The sequence below is a fragment of the Streptomyces hainanensis genome, assembly GCF_004348415.1.
GTDB classification, from domain to species: Bacteria; Actinomycetota; Actinomycetes; order Streptomycetales; family Streptomycetaceae; genus Streptomyces; species Streptomyces hainanensis.
The window spans coordinates 1-13,364 of sequence record NZ_SMKI01000198.1; the positions used below are offsets into that span (position 1 = coordinate 1).

The window sequence follows — 13,364 nt, forward strand, 5'->3', positions numbered from 1 at the left end:
CCCGCCAGGTGCACATCATCGAGGAGCCGATGGCGGCCGCGATCGGCTCGGGCCTGCCGGTGCACGAGGCCACCGGCAACATGGTGGTGGACTTCGGCGCTGTCAACGGGACCGCGGAGTCAGGGCGTCGAGCAGTGGTGGCAGCGCGTCGCCGATCGGTTCGCGGACCACCTCGGCGGCGAGGTCGTCGTAGGGGGTCGGCTCGGCGTTGACGATGATCAGGCGAGCGCCGTGTTCGGCCGCGAGGCCGGCGAGCGAGGCGGCGGGTTGCACCTGGAGGCTGCTGCCCACCGCGACGAAGACGTCGCTGGCGCGGGCGACGGCCGTCGCCTGGGCCAGCACCTCGGGTTCGAGGTGCTGGCCGAACATCACCGTCGCGGTCTTGAGGATCCCGCCGCACGCTCGGCACGCCGGGTCGGGCTCCCCCGTCGCCACCCTGGCCAGCGCCTCCTCGGTGGTGGAGCGCGCGTCGCACCGGGTGCAGAGCACCGACCGCGCCGAGCCGTGGAGTTCGAGCACCTTGCGGTCCGGCAGCCCGGCCGCCTGGTGCAGACCGTCGACGTTCTGGGTGATCACCCGGACCGGCGCCCCCGACCTTTCGAGACGCACCACCGCCTCGTGGGCCCGGTTCGGCCGGGCGGTGAGGGCGGTGCTGTCGCGCCGCATCAGCCAGGAACGCCGGCGGATCTCCGGGTCGTTCATGTAGTAGTCGTAGGTGACCAGCTTCTCGGCGTCGGGGTCGCGTCGCCACAGGCCGGCGGGGCCACGGTAGTCCGGGATACCGGAGTCGGTGGAGATCCCGGCGCCACTCAGGATCGCGATCAGGGGGCGCTTCACGCCCTCGTCACTACTCATGCGAAAAGCGTATGCTCCGCCGCATGTTCACCACGCGCCCCACGTTGCAGGGCACCTTCGGCATGGTCTCCAGCACCCACTGGCTCGCCTCGCAGTCGGCGATGGCCGTGCTGGAGAACGGCGGCAACGCCTTCGACGCGGCGGTGACCGCCGGCTTCGTGCTGCACGTGGTGGAGCCGCACCTCAACGGCCCGGCGGGGGACGTGCCGATCATCCTGGCGCCGGCCGGCGGCGAGGTGCGGGTGCTCTGCGGGCAGGGCCCGGCGCCGGCAGGGGCGACCATCGACCACTACACCGGGCTGGGCCTCGAACTCGTCCCGGGCACCGGCCCGTTGGCCGCCGTGGTGCCGGGCGCCTTCGACGCCTGGCTGACGCTGCTGCGCGACCACGGCACGTTCGAGCTCTCCGAGGTGCTGGCGTACGCCATCGGCTACGCGGAGCGCGGCCACCCGGCGGTGGAGCGGATCGGGGCCACCGTGGAGAGCGTGCGGGAGCTCTTCACGACCGAGTGGACGTCCTCCGCCGAGGTCTACCTGCCCGGGGGGCGCGCGCCGGCCCCCGGCGCGCTGTTGCGCAATCCCGCGCTCGCCGCCACCTGGCGCCGGGTGTTGAAGGAGGCGAGCGCGGCGACCGGCGACCGGGAGGCCAGGATCGACGCGGCCCGGCGGGTCTGGCGCGAGGGTTTCGTCGGCGAGGCGATCGCCGAACACGCGGCCACCCCGGCCATGGACTCGTCGGGCGAGCGGCACGCCGGCGTGCTCACCGGCGACGACCTGGCGGGCTGGTCGGCCGGCTACGAGGAGCCGGTGCGCTACGAGTGGCGCGGCTGGACGGTCTGCAAGGCCGGGCCGTGGAGCCAGGGCCCGGTGCTGCCGCAGCAACTCGCCCTGCTGGACGGCGGGATCGACGCCGCCTCCTACGGGACGCCGGAGTATCTGCACACCCTGATCGAGGGGAGCAAGCTCGCCATGGCCGACCGGGAGGCGTGGTACGGCGACGCGGCCCCGGTGCCGCTGGCCGAGCTGCTGTCGCCCGGGTACAACGCGGAGCGCCGGGCGTTGATCGGCGAGACCGCCTCCCACGAGCTGCGGCCCGGCAGTCCGGGCGGACGCGCACCCCGGGTCAGCGCGCTCGCCGGGCGCGCCGCCGGCGAGCTGCCGGTGGCGCCCGGCGCCGTCTCCGGGATCGGCGAGCCGACGGTGGCGCGGACCGGGGAGACCAGGGGCGACACCTGCCACCTGGACGTCGTGGACCGCTGGGGCAACATGGTCAGCGCGACGCCGAGCGGCGGCTGGCTCCAGTCGAGCCCGGTGGTCCCGGGGCTCGGATTCCCGCTCGGCACCCGGCTGCAGATGACCTGGTTGGAGGAGGGGCTGCCGTCCTCGCTCACCCCGGGGCGCCGGCCGCGCACCACGCTCAGCCCGTCGATGGCGCTGCGCGGCGGGGAGCCGGTGCTGGCCTTCGGCACGCCGGGCGGCGACCAACAGGACCAGTGGCAGCTGCACTTCTTCCTGGCGGCCGCGCTCCGCCCCGGGGTGCGTGGCGGACTCGACCTCCAGGGCGCGATCGACGCCCCTGGCTGGCACCAGGACAGCTTCCCCAGCTCCTTCTACCCGCGCGGCACCCAGCCGGGGAGCGTCACCGTGGAGCCCGGGTTCGACGCGGCGACCATCGAGGAGCTGCGCCGCCGTGGACACCGGGTGACGGTGGCCGAGCCGTGGTCCGTCGGGCGGCTGTGCGCGGTGGCCAGGGACCCGGAGTCGGGGGTGCTGGCGGCGGCGGCCAACCCGCGGGGGATGCAGGGTTACGCCGTCGGACGGTGATCACCGAGGGCTCACGCTCGTTCGAAGCCGAATCGACGGCGGGTAAAGTCCGAAAAGAGGAGGTTGAAAACTCCCCGTAGCCGTACGGAAACAGAAGTCGTAACATGGCTTGGCTTCAGTTACCGGCATGGCAGGTGTCCCCATGGCTCAGCGGGAACTGATCGCTCGGCTTGCCGAGTTCACGGCGGCACTGCGGACGGTCACGGACGCTCTCGATCCGGATTCCGGTTGGTTCGCCGCGTTCGCGCGGCGCAGCGGTTCCGAGTTGACGGAGTGGTTGGCGGGGCGCGAGCTGCCGCCGTGGGACGCGGTGGCGGATCTGCTCCAGGATCTCGCCACCCGACACGGCGCGGAGGCGGCGGAGAACGCCGCCCGGCGGCTGCGCGGCTCCTACGAGGCGGCGGCGCGCGCGCAGGACTCGCTGTCCGGCGCCCGCGAGTCGTTGACCGGGCGGCTCGCGGAGCTGGACCGGTCGGAGCGGCAACTCCGCGCGAACCAACGCAAGTTGGTCGTCTCGGAGGATGACGCCCGGCAGGCCGGCCAGGCCCGGGAGGCGGACCGGATCGGCGCGCTGCGGATGTGGGCGCAGGACGACGAGGAACGGGTGGTGGCGCGGCGGTCCGAGCTGCGGGCCCGGCTCGCGGCGCTGATGGACCGGGCGGCCGTCCAGGACCCATCGCCGGCCTCGGGTCCGCCGGCGCGGAACGCGGAGCGCAGAGCGGACCGCAAGCCGGCGCGCAGGGCGCGGAGCGCGCGGTTCGCCGGCGTCGAGGAGCAGGCCCTGGCGCCCCCACGGCCGCAGACACCGCCGTCGGCCCGGCCGCCGGCCGAGCCGGCGGCGGCCGCCGGCCCCCCGCCGGCCGCCGCGCCGCCCAGCGGCTCGCGCTTCGCCGGGGCGATGCGCGAGACCAGGCGGGAGGCCGGGCAGGAGACCCGGCAGGAGCGCCGTGAGCGGGTGACCGCCGAGGAGCACCGGGCCGCGCACGACGCCGTCGAGCGGCTGCGGAAGCTGCGGGCCGACGGGCAGAGCGGCGCCGCGCACGTGCTGCTCTCCGAGGCGGCCGGCGGCCCGGCCGCCCGGCTGCCCCTGCTCGTGGCGGAGCTGGAGCGGACCGGGATGTCGTCCGACGTGGCGACGCTGCTCTGGGAGGCGGCGTCGCTGCCGCCCGGGCCTCTCGCGGCCGTGGCCGACGCGCTGGCCGGCGCCGGCCGGCACCGCGACTGCGACCAGCTGCTGCGGCAGGGCGCCGCCCGCCCGGCGCCCGAGGCCGGCGGCATCGCCGCCGAGCTGTGGCGGGCCGGCCGGGGCGCGGAGGCGGTGACGCTGCTCACCGCGCTGGTGCGGGCCAGGACCGCGGAGGAGGCGGCGCTGGCGGCCACCCACGACCCACGCGTGGTGGCGCCGCTGCTGCTCGACGCCGCCCTCCGGGTCTCGCCGAGCCACCACTACGCGGTGACCAGCGAGCTGCGCCGCGCGGGCGTCGCCTGAGCGCCGGAGCCCGGCCGCCCGGAGTTCCCGCCAGCGTGTTTAGCTGGGGACATGATGGACGAGCAGCTGGTGGCGAGGGTGGAGAAGGCCGTTCGGGCGGCCGCCGACGACGAGGTGATGCCGCGGTGGCGGCGGCTGGCCGAACACGAGGTGTCGGTGAAGACCGGGCCGCACGACCTGGTGACCGTCGCCGACCGCGCCGCCGAGCGCCGGCTGACCGAGGAGCTGGCCAGGCTGCTGCCCGGATCCGTGGTGGTGGGCGAGGAGGCGGTGCACGAGGACCCCTCGATCTACCGGGCGCTGGACGGCGACGTCCCGGTCTGGATCGTCGACCCGATCGACGGCACCCGGCAGTTCGTGCGCGGCGAGCCGGGCTTCTGCACGCTGGTGGCCCTGGTGCACCGCGGCGAGCCGGTGGCCTCCTGGACGTACGCGCCGGCGCGCGAGCAGCTGGCGCACGCCCGCCGGGGCGCCGGCGCCACGCTCAACGGCCAGCGGCTGCGCTCCGGGGCGCCCGACCCCGGCAAGGTCCTGGAGGTGGCGGCCTCGCACCCCGACTACACCACGGACGACCAGAAGCGCGCCCTGTCCGGCCTCTGGTCCGACGGGGTGGCGCCGCGCGCCTGCGGCTCCGCCGGCCTCGAGTACCTGGCGATCGCCCGCGGCCTGCTGGACGCGGTGGCGTTCTCCTGGGAGGCCGCCTGGGACCACGCCGCCGGGCTGCTGCTGGTCACCGAGGCGGGTGGCACCCATCTCACGCTGGCCGGCGAACCGTTCGCCGTCGCCGGCGGCAACGCGCTCCCCTTCACCGCCGCCCGCGACGAGGCCACGGCCCGCCGGGTCCTCGCGCTGCTCACCGGGCGGGAGTCGAACGCCGCGGCCTGAGGCCCGGGCGACGCCCGGCGCCGCGCACCTCCGACGGTTCCGGGAGGGCGACTCCGTCGAGGAGTTGACGCTCCCGCCGCACCGGGGGCGCGCCCACCGACGACGCCACGGCGCGGCCGACCGACGCGCCGGCGGGGCGCCGAGGCCGAACCCCGCGCCGAACCGCCGCGCCGAACCCCGTGGCCGGCCGAGGCGCCGCGTGGCCGGCCGCGTATCCTCGGTCCCCCGGACGCCGGCCCGGCCAGGCGGCCGGCAGGTCCTCAACGGTGAGGGGAGCCGTAGTGGCGTCGTTGCGTGACGTGGTCGTGGTGGGGGCCGGGCCCAACGGGTTGACCGCGGCGGTGGAGTTGGCCCGTCGGGGGATGTCGGTCGCGGTCTTCGAGGCGAAGGAGACGGTGGGCGGCGGGGCGCGCACCGAGGAGTTGACGCTCCCCGGCTTCCGGCACGACCCCTGCTCCGCCGCGCACCCGATGGGCATCGGCTCGCCTGCTTTCTCGGCCATGCCGCTCGCCAGGTACGGTCTCGAGTGGCTGCACGCGGAGCTGCCGCTCGCCCACCCGTTCCCCGACGGCACGGCCGCGGTGCTGGCGCGGTCGGTCGGCGAGACCGCGGCCTCGTTCGGGGAGCGGGACGCGGGAACCTACCGGCGCCTGATCGCGCCCTACCTCGGCCGCTGGGACTCGCTGGTCGGGGACTTCCTCAAGGTGCCGTGGGACGGGGCGCCGCGCGATCCGCTGACGCTGGGGCGGTTCGGCCTCACGGGGCTCCAGCCGATCTCGTGGGTGACCAGGCGGTTCAGGGACGACCGGGCGCGGGCGCTGCTCACCGGCCTGGCGGCGCACGTGATCTCCCCGACGACGACCCCGGCCACCGCGGCCATCGCGCTGGTCTTCGCGCTGGCGGCGCACGAGCGCGGCTGGCCGGTGGCCAGGGGCGGCTCGCAGTCCATCTCGGACGCGCTCGCCGCCTACCTGCGCGACCTCGGCGGCGAGATCCACACCGACGTGGAGGTGCGGCGGCTCGACGAACTGCCGCCGGCGCGCGCCTACGTCTTCGACACCTCGCCGTCGGCACTGGCCAGGATCGCCGGCCTGGGGCGGGCGTTCCAGGGCTTCCGGTACGGCGCGGCCGCGTTCAAGATCGACTACGCGCTCGACGGGCCCATGCCGTGGACGGCGTCCGAGGCGTGGCGGGCCGGCACGGTGCACATCGGCCCGTCGAGCCGCGAGATCGCCACCGCGCTGCGGTCCGCCTCGGTCCACGACCAGGCACCGGATCGACCGTTCCTGATCACCTCGCAGCCGACGCTGATCGATCCGAGCCGGGCGCCGGAGGGCAAGCACGTGCTGTGGGCCTACGGCCACGTCCCGGCCGGCTGGGACGGCGACCTCACCGACGCCATCGAACGGCAACTCGACCGGTTCGCGCCGGGCTTCCGCGACCTGGTGCTGGCCAGGGCGGTGGCCGGGCCCCGGGAGTTGGCGGGGCGCAACGCCAACTACGTCGGCGGCGACATCAACTGCGGGGCGTTCCGCGGCCTCCAGACGATGTTCCGGCCCCGCCCGGCCTGGTCCCCCTACACCACCCCGCACCCGGCGGTCTTCCTCTGCTCCCAGGCGACCTGGCCGGGCCCCGGCGTGCACGGCATGTCGGGCCACAACGCGGCCAAGGCCGTGTGGCGTCACCTCGGCATGAACACCCCGGTCTGAGGCGGGAGAAGCGCGTTGAGCGTGGCATATGCGGCGGGAGGGTGGCGTTCCTCGCACCCGGTGACCATGGATCAGGACGCCGTGGCCGGATAGGGTCGGCCCCGCTTGGGCTGTTCCTTCGCAACGCAATCGCAACGACCACAGGGGCCGGAGATGACGGACACGGGGACCGGGCGCGTGCTGATCGCCGCTGACAAGTTCAAGGGATCGCTGACCGCCGCCGAGGTGGCCGAGCACGTGGCGGCGGGCATCCGCGAGGCGCGGTCGGGGGTGGTGGTCGAGGCGCTGCCGGTGGCCGACGGCGGCGACGGCACGGTGGACGCGGCGGTGGCCGGCGGTTTCACGCCACACGAGGTGTCGGTGACGGGGCCGCTCGGGCTGCCGGTCACGGCGTCGTTCGCCCTGCGGGACGGCACCGCCGTCATCGAGATGGCGCAGGCGTCCGGGCTGCGGCTGTTGCCGCCGTTCACCTTCGCACCGCTCACCGCCACCACGTACGGCACCGGCGAGTTGATCACCGCGGCGCTGGACGCCGGCGCCCGCACCGTCGTGCTGGGCGTCGGCGGCTCGGCGACCACCGACGGCGGCGCCGGCATGCTGGCCGCGCTCGGCGCGCGACTGCTCGACGTCGACGGGGACCCGCTGCCGGGCGGCGGCGGGCCGCTGCGGGAGTTGGCCACCGCCGACCTGACCCGGCTCGACCCGCGGCTCAAGGACACCGAGTTCGTGCTGGCCAGCGACGTCGACAACCCGCTGACCGGCCCGCAGGGCGCCGCCGCCGTCTACGGCCCGCAGAAGGGCGCCGACCCGATGGACGTGGAGGCGCTGGACTCGGCGCTCGCCCACTTCGCGCGGGTGCTCGGCGAGACGGAGGGCGCGCGGGCCGCCGAGTGCGCGGCCGCGCCCGGCGCGGGCGCGGCGGGCGGCGTCGGCTTCGGCGCGCTGATCGGCCTCGGCGCCGTGTTCCGGCCCGGCATCGAGGTGCTGCTTGAGGTGCTTGGCTTCGAGAAGGCCCTGGCACAGGCCGAGTTGGTGATCACCGGCGAGGGCTCCCTCGACGAGCAGACGCTGCGCGGCAAGGCCCCGGCCGGCGTCGCGGCGGCCGCCACGGCCGCCGGCCGGCGGGTGGTGGCGGTCTGTGGTCGACTGGCCATCGACGAGGCGTCCCTGCGCGCCGCCGGCATCGAGGCCGCCTACCCCCTGACCGACCTGGAGCCCGACCCCCAGCGCTGCATGGCCGAGGCCGGCCCGCTCCTGGAGCGGGTCGCGCGGCGCCTCGCCGAGGAACGACTGCCGGCGGCGACCTGACCGGCCGCGGGCCGCGGCGCGGGGCCGTCCCGACGGCGGGGGCTCCCCCCACCCGCCCGCAGCTTCTTCCGCGCCAAGCGTGCGGACCCGGCGCCCGGCCCCGGGTCACCCGGCGCCGCCGGACGGGAGTCGGGGCGCCCGCGCGGCTACCCGGTGGCCATGCGGTCGACGGCCTCGGTCAGGATCTCCGGGGAGGTGGCCAGGTTGAGGCGGACGTGGCCGGCGCCGCCGGTGCCGAAGGGGAGGCCGCCGTTGAGGGCCACCCGTCCGCGTTCCAGGAAGGCGGCGGCCGGGTCGTCGCCGAGGCCGAGGTCGCGGCAGTCGAGCCACGCCAGGTAGGTGGCCTGGGAGGGCCGGTAGCGGACCGCCGGCAGCCGCTCGGCCAGCAGCTTCGTGAGCAGGCGCCGGTTCTCGTCGAGCCCGGCGAGCAGCGCGTCGAGCCAGTCGACGCCCTCCCGCAGCGCGGTGGTGTGGGCGATCACGCACAGATGGCTCGGGCCGTCCACGACCTCCCCGGGCAGCCGGGCCAGGTCGGCGGCGGCCGCCGGGCCGGCGATCGCGAGCGCGGCCTTGAGGCCGGCGAGGTTCCAGCCCTTGGAGGCGGACATCAACGAGAAGCCGTTCTCGCCGCCCGGCACACTCAGGTACGGCACGAACGTGGCGTCCGGCGCCGTGAGCGGGGCGTGGATCTCGTCGGCCACCACCCGCGCCCCGTAGCGGTCGGCCAGCGCGGCGACGGCCGTCAACTCCTCCGCCGTGTGGACGGTGCCGGTCGGGTTCTGCGGGTTGCAGAGCAGCAGCGCGGTCCGCCGCCCGCCGGCGGTCTCCCGGTGGAACGCGTCCTCGATCGCGTCGAGGTCGAGCCGCCCCTCGGGGCCCAGCGGGGCCTCCACCACCCGCCGGTCGAGGTCGCCGAGGAACGGGTAGAACGGCGGATACACCGGGGAGTTGACCACCACCGCGTCGCCGGGGCCGGTGAGCAGCCGCATCAGTTCCACGATGCCGGTCATCACGTCGGGCACCGCCTTCGTCCGCGCCACGGCGAGGCCGTCCCAGCCCCACCGGCGGTGCGCGAACCCGGACAGCGCCTCGGCGTACCCGGTGCCGTGCGGATAGCCGGTGTCGCCCAGCGCCAACGCGTCGGTGACCGCCCGGACGACGGGCTCCGCGAGCGTCACGTCCATCTCGGCCACCCACAGCGGCAGCACGTCCTCCGGGTACTCGCGCCACTTGACGCTGGTGCGGCGCCGCAGCTGGTCGAGGGTGAGCCGCCGGAGGGGGTTGGGGTGCGGGATTCCGGCTATACCGTCCGAAGAGTCGCTCATGTCGGGCAGCATAGGCACGGCCCCCGGTCCTTCACACCTCCCCGGCGACCCGTCCCGCCAGCACGGCCTCGACGAAGTCGGGCGGCGGCAGGTAGCCGTGGTGTGTCACGTAGTGGTGCACCAGCGTGGGCGCCACCAGCCACTCGCCGGTCGCGGAGACCACCCGCACCTCGGCCGTGCCCAGCATCACGCTTTCGCCCCCGATGTCGGCGTACACCGGGACCAGCGGCCCGCCGGACGGGTGGGGCTGGTCGCAGGCGTGCAGCCCCATGCTCCGGGCCCGGGGCTGGTCCCGGCAGAGCAGGCCGAGTCGCTCGGTGAAGTGCTCGGGCGGGCGCCCGAAGGTGAAGGGACGCCCCGCTTCCAGCCAGCCGACGTTCAGGGCCCGCACGCCCGGCGGCACGGAGCTCGGGAGGTAGGCGTAGGGCGTGAGGTCGGCGAAGTAGGTCACGGTGGTTCCTCGGCAGCGGGGGCGGGAGGGGCGGTCGGGGTCAGAAGGTACTTCGGCAGGCCGACCAGTGCACGTTGCCCATGTTGGGCTGGAGCAGGCTGGAGAGCCGTACCGGTTCCGCCACGATGCGCGGGTTGCCGATGACGGGCAGGTTCCCCGGTGGGAAGAGGATGTAGTCGGGTATCTGCGAACCGGGCCCCCAGACGCGCACCGGGGCCGGGTTGGCCATCACGATGCGCAGCCCCAGGTCGTTGTAGATGACCTCGCCGTGGCGGCTGTAGAAGTGCACCGAGGTGCCCTCCGGCACCGTGAACACGCTGTAGTTGGTCTCGACGCCTCCGTGGCCGTAGAAGACGATCTCCTCGTGCCGGCCGCCGCGGTAGGGGTCGACCGTGCCCGGGGGGCAGGGCGCCAGGCCCAGCGGGTCGGCCCAGGAGTGCGGGTTGTGCACGTAGGCGACGGGGTTGGCGGCCGGTGCCAGGCCCAGCGGGTCGGGTGACGTGTAGCGGGCGGTGGCCGGGTCGTAGTGCCGGTGCACGTTGTAGTGCCAGCCGGTCTCGGGGTCGGCGTACTGGCCGGGGAAGCGCAGCGGGGTGTCGGTGACGGCGTCCGCGCCGGCGTCGGGAAGCGCCGCGCCCCAGAGCGTGGAACGGGCCTGCCACGCGACGCGGCCCTCGGGGTCGACCAGTTCGGTGGGGGTGCCGACGAGGTCGGTGACGATGGCGTAGAACCGGGCGTCGATGTCGTCGTCGGAGACCCGCTCCGTCTGGGCGACGGGCCGGATGCCGTCGTAGTCCCAGGTGCGGGTGACGGCGGCGGCCGTTGGGTCGCCGCTCGCCGTCTCCTCGATCAGGGTCGAGCCGAACCAGGCGTAGTCGGTCTGCTCGGCGACGCTTCCGTCGGCGGCGAGCCGCTGTTTGGCGATCCGGCGGCCGAACGGGTCGTGGCGGTAGCGCCAGCGGGTGCCGTCCGGGGTGACCACGGCGGTCAGCCGGTCCTCGGCGTCCCACTCGTAACGCCAGGTCTCGATCCCGCCGGACAGCCGTTTGCGCTGTCGCAGCACGGTGCGGCCGGCCGCGTCGTACTCGTGGCGGAAGCGGCCGGCCGCGACGACCCGGGTGCCCGCGTACCGGCGCTCGCCCGCCGCGTCGAGGTCGGCGATCCGTTCCGGCCAGGCCGCCTCGACCTGGTTGCCGAGCGCGTCGTAGCCGTACGCCTCGCGCCGGTCCTGGGCCTCGACGGCCGTGACGCGGCCCTCGGGGTCGAGGGTGAACGCGGTGGCGCCGGTGAGCGAGTCGTCGACGGCCGCCAGGTAGCGGTTGGGCTGGTACCGGTAGGCGCGGTGGCGAACCGTCCGCCGTTCGGCGGTGAGCTCCTGCTCGACGAGCCTGCCGAGGTCGTCCCACCGCTGGTCCAGCCGGGTGTCGGTGCCGAACGCGCGGCCCGTCTCCTGGCCCGCGGCGTTCCGTTCGAAGGCCAGTCGGTGGCCGCCGCTGACCAGTTCCGCCTGGTGGCCGACCGGGTCGTAGGCGTAGGCGGTGTGGTGGCCGCTCGGGGTGGTGCGGGCCACGGGGCGGCCGAGCAGGTCGTACTGGTGCCTGACGGTGCGGGAGTTGAGGGTCTCGGCGAGGATCATGCCGCGTTGGTCACGCGCGAGCTCGACGACGGCGTCCGGCCCCTGGGCGCCGACGATCTGTCCCGCGGCGTCCAGGGTGAACGCGGTGTGCCGCCCGTCGACGTCCTTGCCGACGACGACGCCGTTGGCGTCGTGGGTGTAGTCGACCCGCTGGCCCATGGCGTTGGTGCGGCTGACGAGTTGACCGGCCGGGTCGTAGGCGTAGCGGACGGCGCGGCCGTCGAAGTCGACCTCCTCGACCGGCCGCCCGGCGGCGTCGACGGTGTACTCCCAGGTCAGCCCGCCGGGCGCGGTGACGCGGGTGGTGCGGAGTTCGGTGTCACGCGTGAACTCGAAGCGGGCGCCGTCCGGGCGCAGTTGCGCGGTGGGCTGGTCGAAGGGGCCGTAGGTCCACCGGGTGGTGCTGCCGCTCTCGTCGGTGAGGGTGAGCGGATTGCCCTCGGGATCCCAGGTCCACTCGGTCACTCCGCCCTGCGCGTCCGCTCTGCGCACCGGGCGCCCCTCGACGGTCCACTCCCAGCTCAGGGTGGCGCCGGTCGGTTCGGTGACCCGCAGCGGGCGGCCGAACGAGTCCCGCCGCACGGTCAGGGTGGCGCCCGACGGGTCGGTGGACGCGATCATCAGGCCGGCGGCGTCGAACGCGAGGCGGCTGGTGTTGCCGAGCGCGTCGGTGGTGGCGACCGGTCGACCGTGGTCGTCGACCGTGTAGCGGGTGACCGCCCCGGCCGGGTCGGTCGCCGAGACCTGGTTGCCTCGTGCGTCGAACTCCTGGCGCCAGACGGCCCCGTCCTCCCGGACGACCTCGGTCGCCTGCCCGAACGTGTTGCGGGTGATGTGGGCCTGCCGCCCGTCGGGGCGGGTCACCGCGACGAGGTCGCCGCCGTCCTCGTAGCCGTAGGTGGTGGTGCGCCCCAGCGGGTCCACGAGGGTCCGCAGGCGGTCGTAGCGGTCGTGGGTGCGGTGGGTGTGGTGGCCGAGGGGGTCGGTCTCGGTGACGAGTTGGTAGCTGTCGTTGAACTGGTAGACGGTGGTGTTGCCGAGCGAGTCCGTGAACAGGGTGCGGTGGGTGTCGGCGTCGTAGGCGATCCGGCTGGCGAGGTAGCCGTCGGTGCCGTCGGTGGCGACACAGCGCCCGGCGTCGTCGTAGGTGTACCGGTACCAGGTGCCGTTGCGGTCCTCCCAGCCGGTGATCCGCCGCCGCTCGTCGTAGCTCAACGTCAACGGCAGTGATGAGGAGTTGAAGATCCGCGTGAGGTTGCCGTGCTCGTCGTAGGCGTAGCGCAGGAGGGTGGGCTGGTCCGGGGCGCTGAGCAGCCGTAGTTCGGTGATGCGGCCGTCGTTGGTGGTGATGCCGAGGTGGTAGCCGCCGTGGTGGACGACGTCGGTGGGGGCGCCGGTGGCGTCGTAGTGGAGGTCGATGCGGTTGTCGTTGCGGTCGGTGATGGCGGTGAGGGGGAGCTCGCCGCCCTTGCGGCCGGGGGTCGGCGCGAAGTGGAGGGTCTGCCCGGTCTCACGTTGGTGGATGGTGAGGGGTGTGCCGGGCTGGCCGTCCCAGGACAGGCCCCAGCGGGGTCCTTCGACGGGCATGACCGCCTCGCCCGGCATGGGCCGGGGGTAGTCGAGGATCATGCCGTCGGCGGTGACGAACCGCAGCCCGGCCTCGTCGAAGACCAGCCGCTGGTCAAGGGTCGAGGCCCACGAGCGGCCGAACCAGGTGCCCTCCCGCAGACTGGTGCGGTGATGCCGGCGCACGACCAGCGGCAGCACGCCAGGGAGTTCGACATCGACCGCGTCCATGACCATCTCACCGGTGGCCATGTCGATCGGGTCGGTCCGACAGACCAGGTTGTCCCCACCCCGACCCATCCGACGGACGCTCTGCC

9 protein-coding genes and 1 pseudogene are annotated in these 13,364 nt (G+C 74.9%); 6 read left to right on the plus strand and 4 right to left on the minus strand.

Annotated elements, in window-relative coordinates; translation table 11 throughout:
- Positions 1-119 (plus strand): annotated as a pseudogene (locus E1283_RS19020) (rod shape-determining protein); the annotation flags it as partial.
- Here E1283_RS19020 and E1283_RS19025 read toward each other — a convergent pair.
- Positions 103-855, minus strand: a complete 753-nt coding sequence (locus E1283_RS19025; RefSeq protein ID WP_132819285.1) for an SIR2 family NAD-dependent protein deacylase — start codon at positions 853-855, stop codon at positions 103-105. The pseudogene E1283_RS19020 and the gene E1283_RS19025 overlap by 17 nt on opposite strands.
- Before the next feature lie 23 nt (positions 856-878).
- Here E1283_RS19025 and E1283_RS19030 point away from each other — a divergent pair, with 23 nt between their 5' ends.
- The 5 genes from E1283_RS19030 to E1283_RS19050 all read left to right on the plus strand — a co-directional run bounded on the left by E1283_RS19030 (position 879) and on the right by E1283_RS19050 (position 8,069).
- The gene (locus E1283_RS19030) at positions 879-2,678 is read left to right on the plus strand and encodes a gamma-glutamyltransferase family protein (protein WP_132819286.1); all 1,800 of its coding nucleotides are present in this window, start codon (positions 879-881) and stop codon (positions 2,676-2,678) included.
- A gap of 142 nt (positions 2,679-2,820) precedes the next feature.
- The gene (locus E1283_RS19035; RefSeq protein WP_132819287.1) at positions 2,821-4,167 is read left to right on the plus strand and encodes a hypothetical protein; all 1,347 of its coding nucleotides are present in this window, start codon (positions 2,821-2,823) and stop codon (positions 4,165-4,167) included.
- 51 nt (positions 4,168-4,218) lie between these two features.
- The gene (locus E1283_RS19040) at positions 4,219-5,052 is read left to right on the plus strand and encodes an inositol monophosphatase family protein (RefSeq protein ID WP_132819288.1); all 834 of its coding nucleotides are present in this window, start codon (positions 4,219-4,221) and stop codon (positions 5,050-5,052) included.
- A 290-nt stretch (positions 5,053-5,342) separates the two neighbouring features.
- Complete coding sequence (locus E1283_RS19045; protein ID WP_132819293.1) at positions 5,343-6,761, plus strand: phytoene desaturase family protein; 1,419 nt, start codon at positions 5,343-5,345, stop codon at positions 6,759-6,761.
- Between the two features lie 153 nt (positions 6,762-6,914).
- A complete protein-coding gene (locus E1283_RS19050; protein ID WP_132819289.1) occupies positions 6,915-8,069 on the plus strand; it encodes a glycerate kinase in 1,155 nt (384 codons plus the stop codon).
- Between the two features lie 146 nt (positions 8,070-8,215).
- Here E1283_RS19050 and E1283_RS19055 read toward each other — a convergent pair whose 3' ends face one another.
- The 3 genes from E1283_RS19055 to E1283_RS19065 are packed head-to-tail and all read right to left on the minus strand — an operon-like array spanning position 8,216 to position 13,347.
- Positions 8,216-9,394 carry a MalY/PatB family protein gene (locus E1283_RS19055; RefSeq protein WP_132819290.1) on the minus strand — a complete coding sequence of 393 codons (1,179 nt, stop codon included), beginning with the start codon at positions 9,392-9,394 and terminating at the stop codon, positions 8,216-8,218.
- 31 nt (positions 9,395-9,425) lie between these two features.
- Complete coding sequence (locus E1283_RS19060) at positions 9,426-9,845, minus strand: DUF7919 family protein (RefSeq protein WP_132819291.1); 420 nt, start codon at positions 9,843-9,845, stop codon at positions 9,426-9,428.
- A 40-nt stretch (positions 9,846-9,885) separates the two neighbouring features.
- Entirely contained in the window at positions 9,886-13,347 is a 3,462-nt protein-coding gene (locus tag E1283_RS19065) for a putative adhesin (protein WP_132819292.1), read from the minus strand.
- Positions 13,348-13,364: the final 17 nt, after the last annotated feature.